The organism is Archangium lansingense (assembly GCF_026626635.1).
Lineage (GTDB): Bacteria > Myxococcota > Myxococcia > Myxococcales > Myxococcaceae > Archangium > Archangium lansingense.
Genome location: NZ_JAPNKA010000001.1, coordinates 6,537,048 through 6,557,762 on the forward strand (window position 1 = coordinate 6,537,048; position 20,715 = coordinate 6,557,762).

10 protein-coding genes are annotated in these 20,715 nt (G+C 68.7%); 4 read left to right on the top strand and 6 right to left on the bottom strand.

Annotation, left to right across the window (positions count from 1 at the left end; translation table 11 throughout):
* Positions 1-13: 13 nt before the first annotated feature.
* On the bottom strand, positions 14-2,953 hold the full coding sequence (locus OV287_RS26540; protein WP_267536833.1) for a CHAT domain-containing protein: 2,940 nt from the start codon (positions 2,951-2,953) through the stop codon (positions 14-16).
* Positions 2,946-3,512: an RNA polymerase sigma factor gene (locus OV287_RS26545; RefSeq protein ID WP_267536834.1), complete on the bottom strand. Its 567-nt coding sequence runs from the start codon at positions 3,510-3,512 to the stop codon at positions 2,946-2,948. The genes OV287_RS26540 and OV287_RS26545 overlap by 8 nt, the downstream gene beginning before the upstream one ends.
* Positions 3,513-3,822: 310 nt before the next feature.
* Between OV287_RS26545 and OV287_RS26550 the strand changes: the two genes are divergently transcribed.
* Positions 3,823-7,305 (top strand): M4 family metallopeptidase, encoded by a 3,483-nt coding sequence (locus OV287_RS26550; protein ID WP_267536835.1) that lies wholly within the window; start codon positions 3,823-3,825, stop codon positions 7,303-7,305.
* Between the two features lie 102 nt (positions 7,306-7,407).
* On the opposite strand, the gene OV287_RS26555 is transcribed toward OV287_RS26550, so the two are convergent.
* Positions 7,408-8,643, bottom strand: coding sequence for a TonB C-terminal domain-containing protein (locus OV287_RS26555; RefSeq protein ID WP_267536836.1), 1,236 nt, complete (start codon positions 8,641-8,643; stop codon positions 7,408-7,410).
* 421 nt (positions 8,644-9,064) lie between these two features.
* Between OV287_RS26555 and OV287_RS26560 the strand changes: the two genes are divergently transcribed.
* Complete coding sequence (locus tag OV287_RS26560; RefSeq protein WP_267536837.1) at positions 9,065-10,615, top strand: glycoside hydrolase family 43 protein; 1,551 nt, start codon at positions 9,065-9,067, stop codon at positions 10,613-10,615.
* A 95-nt stretch (positions 10,616-10,710) separates the two neighbouring features.
* Entirely contained in the window at positions 10,711-13,929 is a 3,219-nt protein-coding gene (locus OV287_RS26565) for a carboxypeptidase-like regulatory domain-containing protein (protein ID WP_267536838.1), read from the top strand.
* A 3-nt stretch (positions 13,930-13,932) separates the two neighbouring features.
* Here the strand turns inward: OV287_RS26565 and OV287_RS26570 are convergent, their stop codons facing one another.
* Positions 13,933-15,441 carry an eCIS core domain-containing protein gene (locus OV287_RS26570; protein WP_267536839.1) on the bottom strand — a complete coding sequence of 503 codons (1,509 nt, stop codon included), beginning with the start codon at positions 15,439-15,441 and terminating at the stop codon, positions 13,933-13,935.
* A 273-nt stretch (positions 15,442-15,714) separates the two neighbouring features.
* Here OV287_RS26570 and OV287_RS26575 point away from each other — a divergent pair, with 273 nt between their 5' ends.
* Positions 15,715-16,422, top strand: coding sequence for a dienelactone hydrolase family protein (locus OV287_RS26575; protein WP_267536840.1), 708 nt, complete (start codon positions 15,715-15,717; stop codon positions 16,420-16,422).
* Between the two features lie 26 nt (positions 16,423-16,448).
* Here the strand turns inward: OV287_RS26575 and OV287_RS26580 are convergent, their stop codons facing one another.
* Positions 16,449-16,877, bottom strand: a complete 429-nt coding sequence (locus OV287_RS26580; RefSeq protein ID WP_267536841.1) for a hypothetical protein — start codon at positions 16,875-16,877, stop codon at positions 16,449-16,451.
* A gap of 70 nt (positions 16,878-16,947) precedes the next feature.
* Positions 16,948-20,685: a WGR and DUF4132 domain-containing protein gene (locus OV287_RS26585; RefSeq protein WP_267536842.1), complete on the bottom strand. Its 3,738-nt coding sequence runs from the start codon at positions 20,683-20,685 to the stop codon at positions 16,948-16,950.
* Positions 20,686-20,715: the final 30 nt, after the last annotated feature.

The window sequence follows — 20,715 nt, forward strand, 5'->3', positions numbered from 1 at the left end:
GTTGATCTCCTTGTCACTCGAAGGCCAGAACGGCCTGGACCCACTCGGATCCGCTGCGCTTCAGCCACGACACGCGCTCGTCGCGCAGCGCCACCGCCACGGGCTGGCCCGCCTGGATTCGGGCCCGCACCGCCTCGAAGAAACGCACGGCCTGCTCATCTGGAATGTCCACCGTGGCCGCCAGCACCGCCCGAGCCCCCGCCTCCAGGAAGGCGACGGGAAGGTTGAAGGGCTCATGGGACGTCGGAGCCGTATGCGCCGCTCGACACGCGGCGAGGATGACCAGGGGCGCCCCTTCGAGACGCCGCGCCCGCACCTCGCCGGCTGTCAGCGCGTAGCGTCCGTCCGACTCGGGCGTCAGCACCAGGAGCGAGGCGTCCGAGATGCCCAGGTTGACGAGCCCGTGGGCGTGGATCTCCACCTCCGTTGCACGCGCCATCGCCTCCAGCACGCGGCTCGGGGTCGCCGCGGCCCCGGAGAGCAGCATCCCTCCTGGAGGTGGTGGTCCCCAGCCCCTCAGAGGGGCGAGCGCTAGCCCGGGGGGCGGTTCCACGTTGGCCACCACCAGGCGGCGCGCGGGCACCGCGGGAGACGCTTGGGGCTTCGGACGCGGAAGGAAGTAACTCCAGGCGATGTCCGGGGGGAGCATTCCGGACCTTCCGTGGAGCGGCGGTCGCGCGGCCACGACGACTCGCTCACACGCCCGCAGCGGCGCGAGCAGCTCCTCGGGGATCAGTCCCGCCACGTTCCCCACCGGTCCGGTGCGGCGATCGTCGTACCTTCCATGAAGCTGCCCGTCCACGCCGCGGACGACGACCAGTGTGCGCTCGACATCCAGTGCGACACCCAGGATGCATTGCTCTGGCAGCGCGCCCCCCAGCTCCTCGGCGAGGAGCGAGAACACCCGATCGAACTCCCGGGCCTTCCCCGCCGCGAACAGCAGGGACGCGTAGCTGTAGGCTCGTGCCTTGCGCGCGTCCACGTTCCAGCGCGGGAGCTGGGCCGCCTCGGACAGGGAGCGCCGCAGCAGCGCCTCCCCCGCGGGGCGGTCCTGCTCGATGAGGAAGCGCCCCTCGGATTGCGTCAGGAGCGCGAGCTGCCCCGCGTTCAGGCTCCCGGAGGCACGAAGCTTCGCCACTCCCTTCGTGAAGTGCTCGGCGTCCCCGGGTGACGGCCGCAGGCGCGCCAGATCGGCCAGCGCCTGTGCGCCGCTGGGAGACAGGGTGCCGGGGCACTTCAGCGCCGCGTCGATGTCCCCGCGGGCCTCGTCCACTTCGAGCGCATTGAGGTGCGCGGAGGCGCTGTTCGCGAAGACGAAGTGTCGCAGCTCGCAGCGCCTGGGCTCGCGGGCGAGGGCTTCGTGCAGGTAGGCGCGGCTCAGCGCGGGCTGGTGCCGGAAGCGGGAGAGCTGCCCCAGCTCGAGCAGCACGAGGCCATCGAGTCCCCAGGCGCCGTCCTTGCGGTTCCATCGCCAGGCCGCCTGGGCATGCTGCACCGCCTCCGCTGGCCGGTGGAGCTGCCGGTAGAGCGTGGCCACCTCTCGCTCGATCTGGGCGCAGCGGTAGGCCACCGGGGACTCCCCGCACTGCTTCAGCGCCGCGAGCAGGTGTTGCTCCGCCTGGAGCAGCTCGCCGCGAGACAACAGCACCTTCGCCTGCTCGTGCTCCGCGAGCAGGAGGAACCAGGGATCTCGCGTGGCCGTGGCGAGACGCTGGTACTCCTCCAGGTTCGCGGCCACCGTCCCGGCGTGCAGCAGCGCGCCCAGGAGCAGGTTGTCTTCCCGGGCGGCGCGGAGCCGCTCGAGGAAGGCCGGCACCCCACCCGGGATCGGCTCCCGGCGGACCAGGCGCGCATAGTCCTCCGACAGCGGAGCGCGGCGGCGGAGATCCCGACTCTCGGCACCGCGGACGGCATCACGCAGGACCGTGCCGCCCTGGAGCGCGTCCAGGGTCTCGGCCATGGGGAACAGCGCGCGCAACTCCTCCACCGTTCGCGCGGTGCGCAGCGCATCGTAGAAGTAGAGCCGGAAGAGACCGGGGGTCTGCTGGAGCTGCTCGGCGGAGGGAATGGAGGCATGGGCCACCAGCGCTTCCCCCGCCTTCAGCGCGCCCTGCCAGTGCTCCTGCCCTTGGGTGGCGTGGGCTCGCAGCGCTTCCGCGCGCTGTCGTGCCTCTTCGGCCCAGCCCTGCTCGCCGAGGGCCGCCACCGCCTCGAACTGCTCGGCCGCGGTCAGCTCCAGGTCGAGCCGCGTCAGCGCCAGCGCCCGGTTCCACATCGCCTGTGAGTGGCGGGGCGCTTGTTGCAGCACTGCATCCAACCGCCGCAGTGCCTCGGATGTGTCGCCGCGCAGCAGGTCCACCACCGCGCGATCCGTCTCCACGTCTGGCGAGTCCCCGGCACGCGCGAGGTACGGGGCCGCCGACTCCGCGTCCATCCGAAGCAGGTAGGCGGCGGCAATCCCACGCAGGTCTCCCGCCTCCTCGAGCCGCGCCATCTCCGACAGCGGCACGACCTCCTGCGCTCCCGGCCCTCCCGCGCGCAGCGTGTCATAGGGGTGGTACAGGTCCGCGCCCGGATAGCTGGAGCGCAGCTCGAGCGAGCGCGTCGGAGCACCCGTCCTCCACAGCAGCTCCGCCCGTGGGCCACGCGCTTGGGGCAGCACGAAGAGGAGTGCCGCGGAAGCGATGGCCGTCACCAGCACCGCGAGTCCGCCATGCCGGGCATACCGGCTCCACCGGGGTTGGAAGGCCCGGGACTGCTTGGGAGGAGTGCTCGGGGCGCCCGGCGCCACCGGTGCCACGAGCTCCTGCGCCAGCGCCTTGAGCTGAAGCAGCCGTCCCAGCTCGTCCTGGCACACGGCGCAGGTGGCCAGATGCAGCCGGACGCGCTGGGCCTCGTCGGGTGCGAGTTCGCCGTCCACGAGGGCGTGGACCCGTTGGCATGCGTCAGTCACGCGACACCTCCGACTCGGCTCCGATCATGGGCGCAAGCAGTTCTCGCAACCGTTGGCGGGCGCGGACCAGCCGCGACCCGACCGTGGGGCGGGCAATCTCGAGCTGGCGGGAGATCTCCTCATATGTGCGGCCCTCCAGTTCGTGCAGCTCGTAGACGCGGCGGAAGTCTTCCTTCAGTCCACCGAGGGCGGTGCGGAGCTGGTCGGTGGTGATGGACGTCCAGGAGGGCTCGGGGCCGGGCTCCGGCGATGGGCAGGACTCCTCGACCTCTGGACCCAAGGGCTCCTCTCGCTCCGCCCGGGCCCGTTGCCGCCGGCAGCGATCGAGGAACAGGTTCCTCAGGATGGTGAAGAGCCAGGCACGGAGGCGCTCCTCGGAAGGAGGGGACTCCGAGCTGCGCAGCGCTCGCTCGAAGGTGTCCTGAACGAGGTCCTTCGCCTCCGAGGCATCTCCGCACAGGTGGCGGGCCACCTCGAGCAACCCCGGTTCGTAGGCGGGGAGGCGCTTCGCCAGGCGGAGCGCCTCATCCTCGCTCCGGGTTTGAACAGGGGCCCTCACGCGAGCGCTACGGTCTACCTTGTCTTTCCGGGAAGTCAAGAATTCCCGTCCGTTGGAAGAGGCGAGCCAGATCATGAGGAAGTGAGGTGCGTCTAGTGAGGTGCGTCAGAGGTCTCATCGGTCCAGACGCACCGCCCGGGGATTGTTCCCGGGATTTTTTCTCCCCGATTTTTCGAGGGCGTTCCGAGGACCTCGAACCCCACGTCGAAAAATCTTCGGAATAGTCCGGAGCAAGTGCGTCTGGACGGGTGAAGAGGCCGCTGAAGGGCTTCTGCAACCAGGCCCGCGCTCTCGCGGGCGGAGACCCACCATGAATCGCAAGAGTCTGAACCGGCACCCCAGGCGGGTGCTCCGGACGGGAGGCGTGTTGCTTCCTCTCGTCTGGGCCCTGGGCACGACGCAGGTCGTCGGCGCCGCTACCTCTACCCCCCCTCCTGGCTCGAGCACCTCCGTCGAGCCCGATGCGCCCTTGCGTCCGAAGCTGAGCGCCGCGGAGCTGGAGCGGCTGGGGCTGTCATTGGGCGTCCAGGCCGAGCAGGTGATGGCGGAGCTGAATGCCACGCGTACTCGCCTGGGGCTTGGTCCCGATGACGAGCTGCGGGTGATGCAGGCCCAGCTCGACCCATACGGGATGGCCCACTTCCGCTTCGAGCAGTACCACCGCGGCCTTCCCGTGCTGGGGGTTGGCATGGTCGCCCACCGCGATGGGACGAGCGCGACGGAGACGTACTACCTCGCGCCGTTCCTCTCGGTGGATACCGAGCCCACCATCGATGAGGCCCAGGCGAGGAGCCTCGCGATCGCGGCTTCCGGACTGCCCTCGACCGAGCCGCTGATCACGGAAGTGGAGCTGGCGATCGAGCCGCTCAAGCGAGAGTGGTTCGAGCCGGACGCCACCGGCGCTGTCACCAACAGCGAGCAGGCGCGCCGGGAGATCGCCGGTTATCGCCTCGTCTATCTCGCGCGGGTCGCGCCGGAGGAGGAAGAGGTGCCGGAGGCCCCGTCGGGGGATGCACCCACGGGTGTGCCACCCTCGCCAGCTCCCTCGCGCGCGGTCGACGCGTATTCGTTGGACGATCTGGAGCCGGAGCGGGGTGGCAGCCGGGTTCCGGCATCGAAGCCCGTGCTCGTGGATGCCCCCGTGCAGGTGGTCATCGACGCGGAGACGGGCCGGCTCATCTCCCAGCGCCAGGACGTGCGCCATGCCGGCCAGGCGGTCACGAGCCTGGGCCACTCGTACCAACACGGCGATGTCGAGCTCAGCACCCGCTACAACACGGGGGAGAACCGACACGAACTGCAGGATCCCTTCCGCGGTGGCAACCAGATTCGAGATCTGAGGAACGGGACCAAGGGCCGGCTGGGGAAGTCCTACCTGTACACGGGAAAGGACAACGACTGGGGCGATGGTGCGGAGTTCCAGGACGGCGACGCCACTGCCAGTGCACGCGGAGAGACCTCGGCCGTGGACGTGGCCTATGCGATCGAACGCACGTGGGATCTGCTGCACAAGGTGTACGGCCGGAAGGGCCTCGATGGAAAGGGCTCCGCGATCAGGGCCCGGGTTCACTACGGGCACAACTACAGCGATGCGCACTGGAACAACTACTACCAGGCACCGTACTTCGGCGATGGCGAAGATCCGCTGCCAGGGACTCCGGCGCTGACGGACCTCTGGGTCATCGCTCATGAGCTCGGCCATGGCCTCTGGCAGTACGAGCTGGGGAAGTGGGGTGGACCCCTCTCCGACGGCATCAACGAAGGGCACGGCGACATCCTCGGTTCCCTGGTCGAGTTCTATACCCACGGTCATCAAGGCCTCGGGACTCGCGTCCCGGATACGCGCGCCGGGTGGAACTGGGTGCGTCGCATGGTCGACCCGGAGGGATACCCCGAGCCGAACGAGAACGGGGACGTGCGGACCGGCCTGCGGTACTGGTGGTCGAACATCAGCTATGAGCCGGAGCACGTCATCGGCACGCTCTATGGCCATGCCTTCGTCTTCCTGGCGCATGGGGCCTCGAGCAATCCGAACTCCACGCTGTACAGCAACTTCCTCCCCAATGGCATGGCGGGGATTGGCGCGGATCGGGCGGGTGATCTCTGGTATCTGGCCACCACGGCCTATCTCCCGAAGGATCCGGGCTTCAACGACCTGCGCGCGGCCTACCTGTCGGCCGCGAAGCAGCTCTACGGTGAAGGCAGCCGCGTGCACAACGCCGTGAAGGATGCCTTCGGTGCCGTGAGGGTGGGGTATGTGGCGACCGACAACACGGTGCCGGAGATTGTCGAGACCCACGTGGCCACGGTGGACGAAGGCGAAGGCACAGCGTTCGTCGAGGCCTCCGTCGCGGACGATACCGGGGTGCTCCGGACGCGCTTCAAGGCCGGCTCGAAGGAGAGCGTCTCGGACTTCGCACCGTTCCAGGCCTATCTGGATCTCAGCTCGCTGAGCCTTGGCTCGCATCCGGTCTATGTGACGGCGGAGGATCGCACGCTCAAGACCGCGCAGAAGACCTTGTCGATGGTGCTGGTGGGGGCGAACCAGCTCCTGACCAACGGCACCTTCGAGGCGGGCACCACCGGTTGGTCGGCCAGCGCGGGGGTTCTCGCGAAGCACGCGGGCAAGCGCCCGAAGCCATTCATGGGCAACTGGAGTTCGAACTTCAGCGCGAGTGGCAGTTTGAGTCAGGCGGTGCTCATTCCCGCGGATGCCACGTCCGTGCCGCTGAGCTTCCGCTACCGTGTCGAGCCCAATGCAACGGAGGCCGCGAAGCTGTCGGTCCTGGTCAAGGAGCAGGGGACGGGCGTGCAGACCGTGCTGGCCGCCTACGACCGGCAGGATGTGAACTACTTCCCGGCGGCTCGTTCCTATCGGCGGGCCTGGTTCGATCTGGCGTCCTTCCGGGGCCGTACGGTGCAGCTGAGCTTCGTGTCCAGCGCGGGGACGGGGGAGTGGGACTTCAGCGTTGACAGCGTGAGCCTGACCTACGCCGCGCCGATCAAAGTCAGTGCCCCCGCGCTCGTGCTGAATGAGGACGAGCAGACCCTGCGCTTCACGTTCATGGGACTCAGCGGGTATGCGCCGCACCGGATCCGGAAGGTCGAATACGTGGTGGGCGGAGAGGTGAAGGCGACGACGACCTCCAGCGGGGGGTCGCACATGGCCGTCGTCTCCACCAAGGGCTGGCCCACGGGGAGCACCTCCGTGGTGGCCCGGGTGTACGACTACGCTGGAGCCCTCGTGGGACAGTCGCCCGCGGTGACGCTGACACTGAAGGGCGTCAATCAGGCGCTGGTGAATGGCGATTTCGAGGCGGGGCCCGCGTCCTGGCTCCTCAGCGGTTCGGCCTCGGTGGGGACCGACTCCGAGGGCGTCAACCACGCCTTCCTCGGGCAGCGGTACGGCCGCCTGGGGGGCAAGGGAATCCAGCAGGAAGGCTTCATTTCCCAGATCGTGGGCTTGCCGGCGGGCCTCCTGAGCGCGCAGTGGAGCTACCGCGTCCAGATCGACACGGATGAGGACAACGTTGGAGGTACCGACAAGCTCCAGATGGAGGCGCAGGTGCTGCCGGATGGCGAGTGGCAGGTCCTGGAGGTCATCGATGCCAATGACGACATCAGCACCGGTGACACCTTCTATGGGTATCAGAAGCGCACCGTGAACCTGACGGCGTTCAAGGGGAAGACGGTGCGGCTGCGCTTCCGGGTGCGAGAGAATGCTGCCCTGGCGACCACCTACCGCATCGACAACGTCAGCGTCACCTACACGCAGTTGATCATCAGCAACTGAGCCCGTGCGGTGCCCCGCCGCGAGATGGCGCTTGGCGGCGGGGCTACTGCTCCCGGCGTCAAACCGGGCGCGTACGGTAGCCGTTGCGGCCAGGAAGTCGTGTCAGTAGAGCCTGGTCAGGCGCACCCGGTACTCGAACTCGGCCTCCTCGTCTTGGGCTGAGGGGAGCAACGCCAAGGGGGAGAGCATGAGCTGGCCCGAGGCGAGGGATGACGCGATCGACTGCGACAGCCCCTTGGGCGGACGGTGCCAGCCCTCGACCAGCCACCGGGTCTTGAGCTCCTCCTTGTTCCGCATCACCTCCGGCGGGGGCGGTTTCAGCTCTCCCAGGGAGGCGGGCACCACCTTGAGCACGAAGGCGTCGAAGAGGCGGTTGCCCGAGCTCTCCGTGAGCCGCGACCCGAGGAGGGTTCCCGTGGGGGAGTGGCGCAGCTCCAGTTGGACCGTGAGGAGCGCGCTGCGGCTCTCCAGAGCCTCGAGCGTCTCGAGCGCCTGTGCGGAGGCAATCATGCTCCTGGCCGCACTCTCGTCGCGGAAGCGCGCCGCGAGTTGCTCGCTGTGCAGCGGCGTCGTGGATGGGGGCGTGATGCCTGGGCCTCCGGTCTTGCCGTACTGCTCGGCGGCCTCCGTGTAGTTCTTCAGCAGGCCCGCGATGGGATTGTCGATGCCGAGCTCCTTGGGCTTGCCACCGGCGGTGTGTCCGAGGGCCTCCGCGAGCGAGTCCCGCATCTCGCCCAGATAGGGATGCCCTCCGATGCCCTGGGCGCGCACCCCGGCCGTGTCGTCATCGGCCCAGTCCTGCAGCTGGGCGGTGAGCCGTTCGGAGGCCTCTTCGTTGGACTCGGGCCGCAACTCGGGATCGCCCGGGCGCAACGTCCGCCCGCCGCGGGGCTCCGGCGCCACGGCCAGGGAGCCTGTCGAGGCAGGCGCTTGCATCCAGGAGGGCAGGAGGATGGGCGCACGACGGGGTACCTCCTCCACATTCGTCGCGTCCGTTGTTCCGGCGGCAAGGGGCTCTGGCTGCCTCTCCACGGGCTCGGGAGGAGGGGAGGAGGGGCTCTTTGCGACAACGGGGCCTGACTTCTTCTGCCGGCGCTCGGCGCGCGGGACGGACCGGGTGGGCGGGGTCTTGGTTTCCGGAAGCGCCGACGGGGTCACGGGCACCGAGGCCGGTGCTTCGCGGAACTCCACTTCCACGGTGAACGACTCCGCGGGCATGGGCCGAGCCGCCGACAAGGATGGCTCCGTCGACCACAGCCAGACTCCGAGCAGCAGGTGCAGGAGCACCGACAGGAGGAGGGGTGGGAGGACCCTGTTGCGGGAAGCAGGCTTGCTCATGACGGAGCCATCCTCTCCTCCGGGGAGTGAGCAGACAAGCACGTCCGCTCGCGGTGGTTCATTCCGCGCCGAGCCACCGCGGAGGTGTCAGGCGAATCTCAGTGGTCGCTGTCACATGGAACAAGAAAAACTGGAATTCCTTGAACAAGGCGTTGTACGAGCCACCGGAACCCAGCCGGACTCCTGGCCCCCAAGGAGAGTCATGCTTCCCAGCTTCCCAACGACACTCGTCTCATTTCTCGCCCTCGCAGTGGCCGCCGGATGCGCGGGCCCGGAGGACACCCATTCCGAGCTCGCGCCTGGCGATGCATCCTCGACCGTTTCGCAGGGGCTCGGGGTCTGCGACGGAGTCACTTGTAGCGGACACGGTGTCTGTCAGGACAACGCCGGCAGCGCTCTATGTGTCTGCGACGAGGGCTTCGTGGGAGCCTCGTGCGCCACGCGCGGCTCCAACTTCTACGCGCGCTCGCTGCTCGTCCCAGGGCTGGCGGACCCCGACGTCTACAAGGAGAACGATGATCTGTTCTTCCTCACCGGTACCGGTGACGCGCGGACCCTGCCCATCTACGAGACCCATGATCTGTCGAGCTTCCGCTTCAAGCGGGGTTACGACCCCTCGGCCGCGGATCCGACCTACGACTACTGCATGATCTGGGCGCCGGATCTCGGCAAGAACAACGGCGTCTACTTCCTCTACTTCTCCGCGCAGCGGGTGCCCAACGGCTCCGCCTGTCCGGCTTCCGGCCAGGATGTGACGACCTTCGTGGCCTCGGCGCCCGACCTGAACCTCAACTTCGGTGCGCCCCAGCCCATCAATCCGAACACGACCTATCCGCGCACCACCATCGGCTCTGCCTGCACGCCGCAGGGCTGCAACCGGAACATCCGCATCGACTCGGCCACGTTCAATGACACGTCGGGCCGCTGGCTCTTCTATGTCTGGTTTGACCGGGGCAACAACATCTCTTCGTTCAACACCGCGGCCCCGGCCACCGTCTACAACCACACGGGTCCGGCGCTCTACACGCTCCCCGCCCAGGACGAGACCATCAACGAGGCTCCCGAGCTCCTCAAGCGCAACGGCCTCTACTATCTGCTCTTCAGCACCGGCTGGTACAACAGCCAGTACGCCATGAAGTACATCATGGCGGACTCGTTGCCCGCGCTCACTCGGGCGCGTGCGGTGCGGTCGCTCTCCCAGCCGATGCGCAATGACTCTGGGGCGCTCATCCAGACGCACGGCCACAACGTGGTGGTGGACCGCCGCGGCGAGTTCTTCAACATCTTCCACCAGGGCGCCTTCCAGCCCGCGGGCACCTTCACCTCGCGCAGCACCTACAAGCAACGCATCGCCTTCAAGCCCGATGGCTCGATGCACTCGCTCAACCAGGTTCATCTCCGCTGGACGCGGCTGGCTGGGTACAACTACTCGTTGGACCTCGTGCTGCGCGATGGGACCGTGATTGGCCCGTGCATCTATGCCGGCATCATCGGCTCGGCGAACAAGACGGTCTTCGACGGGGTGTGCCCCAGCGCGAGCAGCCGCATGGTGAACAAGGGCGACATCGCCGCCTTCCGCATCTTCTATTCGAACAGCAGCACCTGGGGGCCCTTTGTCGAAAAGGCGTATGACGGCGTCTCGGATGACGTCTTCCTGGAGCTTCCCGGGGGCACCACGCCCTTCGTGGACTTGAGCTGGAGCGAGGAGGAGACGGGCGCCCAGTACTCCATCGACGTGCAGCGGCGCGACACGGGCGCGTGGATTGGCCCGTGCATCGGCGTCAACCCCGTCAACCGCAGCCTCTCCTGGACCTACAGCGGGCGTTGCGACACCCCGGGCATCAACGTGGCCATCTCCAACATCAGCAACTTCCGCATCTGCTCCGCGGTGGGCGGCGACTGGGCTCACGCGCGCTGCGGCGCCACGGCCTACGATGGCAAGAGCATGCATGTGCCGATCGTGATTCCGTGATGGATGGACAGCATCAGGGGTGATGGGCCAACCTCGCCGCCACAAGGGCCGTTTCACGCGGCTGGAGCTTCGGGCCGGAGAGGGCTGCTACGGATATGCGTCGGTGGCTGGGATTTGGCGTGGTGCTGGCCGTGCTCGTGGCCTCGCTCGGGTATGTCTTTTCGAAGCAGGGAGGTCTGGCGTCCGGTTCTGAGGGGCGGGGAGCGCGAACGGAGGGGGACTCCACCGCGCGCTCACTTCCGGTGAGTGCGCTGCTCGCCGCGCCCCTGCCTTCGTCCCGGGGAAGCAGCTTCATTCGCGGTACGGTGCTGGGACTCGACGGCCGTCCCATGGCCGGCGCGATGGTCGTGGCCACCGCTCCCACCCGGGATGAAACACTCTCCGAGCTGTCCTGTCCCTGCGACGACGAGCGTGGAAAGAAGCTGCCCCAGTGCGGCTGCGCCCAGGGAATCCTCCAACTCGTGGAGCGAGTGGTGGAGCGTGAGGGCGAGGCCCCACCTCATGCGCGCACCACCTCGGATGCGGAGGGTCGCTTCTCCCTCGAGGGGCTGGAAGCGGGCTCCTACGCGCTCTGGGCCGATGGCTCTTTCGGCACCGTCCTGCGCGAGAACGTCCCGGCGGGCTCGGAGGGCATCGAACTGTGGGGGGTCCCGGGCATGACCCTCTCGGGCCGCATCCACGATGAGGATGGGAACGTCGTCGCGGGGGCGCTCGTCACCGCGCTGCCCGACGGGCCCAGCCGTTTCTTCGATACGCTCTCGGATGCCCGGGGAAACTGGCGGATCGGACCGCTGCCTGTGGGGCGCTACCACCTCGTCGTCACCCATGCGGGCTTCCTGCCCGGGCACGAAAGTGTGGACGAAAGCAGTGAGCTGGAGGTGACGCTCTACCGGCCGCTGCGGCTCACGGGGCAGGTGCTGCTGGAAGGCCGCCCCGTGGCCGGAGCCCGGGTACTCGCCGAGGGAAAGAAGCACCAGCGGCACACCTCCACGGACGCCGAGGGGCGCTTCACCCTCGAGGACCTGGGGCCGGGCACCTATCAGGTGATCGCCACCCACGCGGGCCTGGATGCGGTCCGTCGTGCCTCTCTCGAGCCCGGGAGGGAGCCCCGGGATGTCCTGTTTGAACTCGGCACGGACGCGCGGGTGACGGGGACGGTGCGCGACCCGGCCGGCCACCCCATTGCCGGCGCCAGAGTCTGGGTGAGGCTCAGCTCGGAATCCGGCAATGACGACAGGGAGGACGCGCATACCGCCTCGGATGGAACCTACACGCTCGGACCGCTTCCCCTCGGCAGGTATCACCTCTTCGCGGCGGCGCCGCAGTACCATGCCTCGTCGCACATCGTGAACGTGTCGGCAGAGGAGCCCAACTACCAGGACTTCACCATCGATCCCTCACTCCTCATCGAGGGCCGTGTGCTGAACGCCGCCGGGCAGCCCCTCTCGGGCGTGAGGCTCGAGCTGGAAGAGGAGGCCACCGGGGAAGATCGCCGCTCATGGAAGGACTCCACCTTCTCTGGCAAGGATGGAACGTTCGTGCTCGAGGCCCTGAGGCCGGTCAACCACCACCTGCGAGCCCATCACGATGATTTCCTCCCCACGGCCCAGACCGCCGTGGCTCCCTCGAGTGGAGTCCAGTTGATGCTGCGGGCCGGAGCGCGAGTGGAGGGCGAGGTGGTGGACGAGAAGGAGGTCCCCGTCCCCCTGGCCCAGGTCCTGTTGCAGCCCGCCGAGGATGCCCACGGGTATGGCTTCGAAACGCCCGAGGTGACCCTCACGGATGAGCGGGGGCGCTTCACCCTGCAGGGCCTGGTACCTGGAGATCACTTCGTCACGGTGTCGTCGGAAGCGGGAGGGGAGATCCGGCAGCACATCCGGCCCATCGAGGTGAAAGAAACGGAACCGGTGAAGGTGCGGCTCCAGCTCCCCGAGGGACTGACACTGTCGGGCCTCGTTGTCGATGGTGCCGGGAATCCTGTTCCCGGAGCAGACGTCACGCTCGTGCCCGATGAGCTGGAAGACCCCGAGCAGGAGATGCTCTACCGGCGGCGGCAGCGAGAGCCTCGCACGGGAGCCGACGGCCGCTTCCAGGTGCGCTACCTCGCGGCCGGGCGCTACCTGTTGCGCGCGAGCGCGAAGGGCCACGATTTCGACCCGGTCGCGAATGGGCTCGATGGCAAGGAGGACGGCTTCCAGGGCGTCAAGGCCGTTGCTGGCGCCACCGACGTGCGCATCGTCCTCAATAAGCGCGCACGGCTTCGTGGGCGTGTGGTGCGCCCGGATGGCACCCCCGTCACGCGCTTCGAGATCAACCAGAAGCAGGTGGTGGATCCCCAGGGCGCATTCGCCCTGCCCATCGAGCGGAGCAGTGAAGAGAGGCTCGTCTTCACCGCCCCGAACCTGGCCGGTACGACACGAGAGGTCGTGCTGAAGGAGGGGGTGGATACCGAGCTGGGAGAGGTGGTGCTCACCGCGGGCCGCGAGGTGCGAGGCAGGGTGGTGGATGCGGTGAGCGGAGCGCCCGTGGCCGGGGCGGAGGTGCGCGTGGATGACGACCCGAGGGACCTGGAGTTGAGCCTGCGGTCCAGGGTTGGCGAAGTGAGGACCGCGCACGATGGGACCTTCACGCTGACCCACGTGGAGGAGAGTCCGCTCACCCTTGGTGTGGGGCACCCGGATTACAAGCAGACGCTGATGGCGCTCGCCCCGCGGCAGGCGGAGGTGGCGGTGGCCCTCGAGACGGGGGCCACGCTCCAGGGCGAGGTGTACCTCTCGAGCGGGTTCGGGTTCGAGGTCGTCGCCTGGTCGCCGCCGAGCTTCTCGAGGCGCGCGCGCGTCGTGGGGAACGAATACGTGATACGAGGCCTGCCCGCGGGCACCTACGCCGTCATCGTCCGAACGAAGCGTCCCACCCATGCGCGCAATGTGGACGTCCCCCCCCGGCAGGTGGAGATTCCCGCCAGCGGCCTGGTGGTGCTCGACTTCGCGCAGAGCCCGGCCGAGGTCACGTTGCGGCTGCGGTGGAGCGGGACTCCAGTGCCGATGGCCGGCTACTACCTCGTGGAGGGAAGCATCCCCCTCCCGGATTCACCTCGAGCGGTCGAGCGGCTGAGGGAACTGGTCTTCGCGATGGGAAACTCGAACGCCGGTATCTTCCACAGGCTGCCGGAGGGGCACTACACCCTCCTGGTCCAGGCTCTCGTGAATGGGGAGCCTCACTGGCACCGGGAAGAACTGGATCTGGCCGGGGAGGGGGAGGTGTCTCACGACCTTTCTCCCCGGTGGGTGCGTGTTCCGGGCCTGAAGGAGTGATGGCTATTTCATGGCGGCGACCAGGCCCGAGGCCTCGTCCAGCCACGCCTTCATCAGCTTGTCCTGCTTCGCCTGCTCCCGCGCGGGGGATCGGTACGAGGGCCTGTCGGGCGCTACCTCGCCCAGTTGCCTCCGCTGCTCGCGGTAGGCGTTCTCGGTGAGTGGATTGCCCCGATGGCCTTTCAGTCCCACCGTGGCGTACTCCTCCTCTGGGACTCCCTTGTCCATGCCATCGGGGATGGTGCTGCCACGAGGAATCGCGGTCCCCGTCGTCAGGTGGTGCGCGTGAACGAGCTCATGGAACATCGAGATATGGCCGGGCATCTGGGCCCAGCCCTCGGTCGAATCCGGGACGACGGTGTCTTCGCCCGAGTGGCGCACGGTCGTGTTGCTCCCCAGGCCCGGCCCGCCAGGCTTCGCGAACCCTTCCAACCTGTCCGCCACCGTGGCTCCCGTGGGGATGGCCTTGAACTTCTCGGGATCCGCCTCGGGCTTGAGGGTTGTCGTGTGTTTGGCGGCGGGGCGCCCGAGCGCATTGATGAGCGTTCGTCCTGACTCCGTCTGCATCATCTTGGCGATGTTGCCCATCATCCGCTTCTGGTAGGCGTCCTGGTCCCGGGCATCGGGCAGATCCGAGGCGTCTATCCTGAGCTGCACGCCCTTTTTTCCCGCCGCGATGGCGTCGTATTGCTTCTTGAGGCTCTCGAGCTCGGCGGGCTTCAAGCGGTTGCCCTTCGACACCTGGTCGGGGTCGCTGGGGTCGATGATGTTGAACAGCGCGTCCAGGTCGTGGACCCGGTTGATGACGGCCCCGTGTGACGGCTGGATGACCACCCCGGGGTCCGCGCCTGGAATGCGGGCAGGCTGGCCGGAGATGGCCTGGGATGCGGCCCGATCCGCCTCGGATTCGAGGCCCGGGTGGGTATTCACCGGCGCGCCTTCACCCGAGGGCACCGCCACGCGTCCGTGGTATTGCTGCACCACGTGCGCGAGCTCATGTCCGATGAGCCGTTCTCCCGTGGCCGAGTCCGGCTGGTAACGGCCGGGTGCGAAGTGGATGTGAGTTCCCTGGGTGTAGGCGAGGGCGCCCACGGACGAGGCGGCTTTCCCCTCGTGGATCCGCACCGAGGAGAAGTCGGCCGCGAAGGAGTGCTCCATCCTGCTGCGCAGCGCTTCGGGAAGAGGGCGTCCTCCGGTGGGGCGCGGGAGTCGCACGTCGGGGAGCCGGAACTGGTGCGCTCCGGCCTGGACCGCTTGGAGCCGCTTCGAGGCCCGTGCTCCATCTCGCGCGAGCTGGACCGGAGCGGACTCCGCCGTCAGGGGAGCGGAACGAACGGCCACGGACTCGAATCGATGGCCAAAGCGCTCCGCGGAGGACTCCAGGGACTCCAGGGAGAGGTGACCAGGCGCCTCCGGCTGTACGGGCTCCTGGTCAGAGCTGACGGGCTCGGAGGTCGCCTGGCGGGCGGCCGGTGCCGGATGGGGAGCTCTCACAAGGGAGGGGGCGCTCAAGGTGGACGTCTCCAGGTCACATCGAGGCGTAGGCGGCTGATGATTCTCCGTTCGCAAGGAAGAGTCGAGGACAGTCAGCCGAACCGCGCGCCGAAGGTTCTCCCCTGGCTGGCGGCGACGGGAGAGGAGCCGAAGAACCGGCAGCCGCTAGCCTGATTCCGCTCCCGCTTGGGAAGCAGGCTGCTGGGGTGGCGGGGGCAAGCGTGGCCGTGCCAACTCTGACGGTGCTGCAAATCGTGGTGCTGGAAGTGGAGCTTGCGCGGGAGAAGAACGATGGCGGTGTTCAGGCGCGAGATGGTGCTGCCGCAGGATGATGAGACCCTGGTGGGGCAGCTCTTCATCTCGGAGCGGCCCATGGGGGTAGTGGTCTGGGGCAACGACGACACCAGCGAGCGCTACAGGCGCCAGACCGTCCGCCTGGCAGAGGAGCTGGCGAAGTGCGGCCTCGCCAGCCTCCTGTTCGGGCTCTGGACGGAAGTCGAGGAGGGGCTGCAGGCCGGATGGGGGGTGGATGACGAGGCACGCCTGCAACGTGCGGCTCGCCGGCTGGAGCGGACGTGCGCCCTGCTCGCCCGCGATGCGCAGACGCAGGGAATGCGGCTCGGCCTTTTCGGGACTGGCAGCGGAGCGCCTGCCTCGCTCCTGGTTGCCGCGCGCCATCCGGCGGAGCTCTCCGCCATTGCCTGCTGTGGCGGACGCCCGTCCCTGGCCGGGGCGGCTGCGGCGAGGGTGCGGGTGCCCACCCTGCTCGTCGTCGGCAGCGAGGATGAGCACGGGCTGCTGGAGGCTCAGCGGCTGAGCAGCGAGCTCGCGGGCGAGCATTCTCTGCGGCTCATTCCAGGCGCCTCCAGCACCCTCCACGAGCCGGGGGCTTGGGAGGACGCGGTGCACATCACCGGCGAGTGGTTCCACGATCATTTCCGGGCCGCCGTCGAGCCGCGCAGCGACGGTTGGGCGGATGCCGAGGGGCGCTTTGTCTGAGCGCGCCGGCCACCTCCATCAGGCCCTCAGCGCCGGGGAACGCCGACCGCTTCCAGGCGCTCCCGGACGTCGCGCAGGCAGAGGTCCTCCCCAGCCCCCGGCTGCCGGTGTTCGGGTGACTGGCAGCGGACGTGCACCGTGAGCGCCACCTCGTCCTCGTTCCGGTCCTCCGCGGACTCGTACAGCGCCGGCGTCGCGGGAACTATCTCCGTGCGGCTCGCCGCCTCGCCCGGGAGGACGAGCCGCTCCACGAACGACTGCAGCTCGCGGAGCAGCTCGACGCACTTCGGGCACATCGGCGTCCCCGGCCCCGACTTGCCGTGCGCGGCGAAGAGCCGGACCCGGAATCCGACGACCTCGCGGTGCTCGCCTTCGACCACCTCGCGCTCGACGTCGTAGTGCACGTGACGCTCCCGTGCGAACTGCCCCAGTGCCACGCGGTCGGGTATCTCCATGGTCAAAATCTAAGCAGCCGGCACTCGCGAACCGCAGGAGCGCTCGGTTGCTCACTACAGCCTCTTCCAATCAGGAGGGGCGCAGCCCTTCGAGATCCCTCACCAGCTCGGAGAAGAGGATGGGGTCGAGCGACCCGAGCGGGTACCGGCCCTCCTTTCCCCAGGTGTTGGGCTTGCGCACCGTGACGGTGCCCAGCGTCTGCTCGGGGGACTCGGAGAGCATGCCCGTGTAGAGGCCGGGATCGAGGTCCAGCTCGATCATGCGATCGGGGCCGAGGTGCTTCTCCATCCACCCCACCACGCCCGCGTCCTGGGGCGGGCCTCGGCGCCAGCCGCGCGCCTCGAGCCCCAGCACCTTGCCGGTGGGCACCTTCAGCCCCTTCACGCGCGCCAGCTCCATGCCCGTGCGCTCCTCCGCCGTCGGCGAATAGGTGGGGCGGCCCAGCTGGGCGAAGGGTTGCAGCAACTGGTAGTCCGCGAAGATCTGTCCCCAGGCGCCCGCTGGCTGCGCATCGAGCTCCAGCGCATGCGGGATGCCCACGCTCGCATCATCGGGGAGCGTCCACGTGTCCTCGTTCAGATCGGCGAACGTCCGGTCCTCGGCAACTCGGAAGGTAGTGGCCAGCTTTCCGTCGGCCGTGTAGCTGCTCCAGACCAGACGGCGCACCACGTGGATGAGCAGCGGGTGCTCGACGAAGAACTGACGGAATGTCCCCGCGCTCCAGCGGCGCCGGGCGCACATGGCCAGCTCCATCCGGAGCACCTGGAGGCCGGCGGCCGTCTTCGCGTCCTTCTTGAGCGCCTTCCACCGCTCCTCGGCGGCCTTGGACTTCTCGGCGTCATCCTTCTTCGTGGGCTTGGGCAGATCCTTGAGCCGTGCGCCGGTGGAGTCCTTCACGAAGGGCTTGAGCTGCTCGTCGAAGCCGACGGTGAAGGTGCGCTCGCCGAAGTCCAGCGCGAGCGAGCCGTTCTCGTCCAGCCCGAGGTCCGGCACGAGCCGGTCGGCGAGCTCGTCCCGCGTCAGGCCGCGCTCCTCGGCAATCTGCGCGATCTTCTCCCGGGCCCGCTCCTGAAGGCCCTTGAACTTCACCTTCTCGGCGATGCCGTTGAGGTAGATGAGCGTGACGTCGGTGCCGATGGTCGCGAGCACGTCCAGTCCCGTGACCGCGCGCGCGTGAGCCGCCTCCCCAGGCCAGGCGCGAATGAGCGGCGCGAGCTTCCGCGCGCACTCGTCGTCACCCAGATGGCCAAGCGCCTGGAACGCCCAGGACTCCTTGTGCGGCGCACCGGCCACCATCCACGCCTCGAAGAGGCCCCAGGCGAAGCGGGCGAGGCTCGCGGGGTCGCAGGCAGCCTTTACCTGTGCGACCCCCGCATAGGGCTCCTCGAGGGAGGAGATGGCCAGACACATCCCGAGCGTCTCGACAGCCGCGACAGGCAGCTTCGCAGAGCGATCGGCGAGCAGCGGCCTGGGCAGGCCTCCCGCGGCGAAGAAGTCGGGCAGCTTCGGCAGCTTCTGGGGGAAGAGCAGCAGCGGATCGAACGCGAGCACCCGGGAGGCCGCCTCGCGCACCTGGGGCGAGATGCGGCCGGCCAGGTCGAGCACGGTGGCTTCGTGTCCGTTGGAGGCGAGCAGGCGCAGCGCGGCGCACGCGGCGTCCTTGCTCTTCCCCGGCTTGCCGAGCGCGACGGGGAGGAGCCCGGTGGTGGCGTGCTCGGGATGGCGGAGCAGCCAGGCGCGGGCATGGGGACGGGCCTTCTTCGAGCCCGCGAAGGCCTCGGCCACCTGCGGAGCGAGCCGTGTGACGCCGAAGGGCAACAGCAGGCGGTATTGCTCTCCTCCCTTGTTGTTGACGCTCGTGAGGACAGCGGGGAGCGCCGCGGCCCCGAGGTGCGTGGCCATGGCGGGCAGCCACATCTCATCTGCCCAGCGGTCGGACTCGAAGTGCGCGATGTGCTCGAGGGCGAGCTCCACGGGGGCGTACACGAAGAAGCTCGCCCGGGGTTTGGCCGTTCCCGGGGCCAGGGTCTTGCGCGCCTCCTGCCATTGCGCCGGGGAATAGGTCGAATACCGCTCACCGTATTCCCAGCCCTTCTCCTGGGCCCACGCCTCGCGCTCTCCCTCGCGCCAGACGAGGGCCTCGGGAATCGCGGGCGGTGACACGCCGTCGAGGACGGGGAGGGCGGCGGGCGTCCCGGCGTGCCAGGGCGGGTTGGCGAGCACGGGCGGCAGTTGGTCCGGACGCGCCTCGGGGACGTCGGGGCCGGAGGACACCAGCTGGAGGCTGGAGACGAGCTTGCGTGCCTCCTCGGACAGCCCGGGCAGCTCGGCCTTCACGGCCTCGGGGGCGCGGCGCACGAGCGTGGTGAGCACCACACGCTGGGCCTCCGCCTCCTTGCCGCGCTGGGCAGCCCTGGGCACCAGCAGGCGCAGCGCGCGGCCGGGCCAGCGGAGGCCGGCCTCGAGCGCGTAGGGCGTTACATCCTTCTCGAGGTGGTCGAGCAGCAGCACCATCGCCTCGTCGGTGTTGATGACGGAGACGAGCTCCGCCCAGCTCCGCCGGCTCTCGGCATTGGAGTACTGCTGCGTGGCCATGCCCTGGAGGATTGCGACCGCATCCACGCCCACGCCGTCGAGCAGCGAGGGCAGGTAGTCCCGGGGGTGGTAGCCGCCGAGCAGGTACATCCCCTGAGCGAAGGGCGCTATGAGCTCGAGGGTGGCGCGGTCCGAGACCGAGCAGAGGAAGAGATCCGACTGCTGGTCCGGGTGTTTGGCGTAGGCCTCGGCCTCGGCGCGGACCCAGGCCTTCTCCGTGGGGAAGAGGAAGGCCGCGCCCGCACGCTGCTCGGCGGTGGCCTGCTCCAGGAGGGCCGCGGCGGCGTCGCGGGCGGCCGCATAGCCCGCATCATCGGTCTGGGTGGCGAGCAGGGCACGCAGCCGGGGCAGGCCGAACAGCGCCCCTTGCTTCAGGGAGTTGTACCAGTGGGGGTTCGTGCCCCGGCGCGCCACGGGCCTCTGGGACGTGTTTTCGAGGTACATGGCGAGCGACAGGAGCACGGCCCGCGTCGCGTGGACGGGCCCTCCCAGGGAGAACAGCAGGTCGACGACGGGCTCAACGGCGGGGGTCTTGTCGTTGTATTTCTCTTTGTTCTGCACGTAGGTGAGGAGGACGGCGTCCTCCTCGGGAGTCCCGATGGCGGGCTCGAAGCGTTGCAGCAGCATCTCGACGGCCTTCGTCTCCGCGGCGAACTCGCCCACCTTGTCGTGCGGGGTCCCGACGGCCTTCCGGATCGAGGTCCAGGTCTTCTTCGAGATGGTGGGGGGACGAACCGGAACCTGGAGTCCTCCCCGCCGGGGATGCACGCGTTGCACGAGGGACTCGCTCCAGGCGATGGGCGAGTGGGCGTCGAAGAGCACAGGTGCCACCGGAACGGGAGCTGGCGCGGGTGCCTCCGGGACGGAGTCAGGAGCCGGAGCGGAAGCCGTCTTCGCGGCAGCCTTCTTCCGGGCGGGAGCTGGAGTGGTCTGCTGCACCTCGTCCGGATCGGCAGGAGGATTCGGGGTGGTGGCGGGGGTCGCGGCCACCAGGGTGTTGGTACCGCCCGCGACCTCCGAGTAGCCCTTCTTCTGCTTCTCGGCGATGAGCTTGTCGTGCTCTGCCTGAGCCTTCGAGGTGCTGGCGAAGGACTTCTGCTGGGTCTGCCCGTCGGTCCCGATGCGTCCCCAGCGCACCGTGAACTCCGTGCCCTGAAGCTCGATCTCCCAGAACTTCTTCGCTGAGCCTTCGACGAACTCGAAACGCCGCATGCCTCTCTGCCCTCCGGAGGGGAGCGAGAG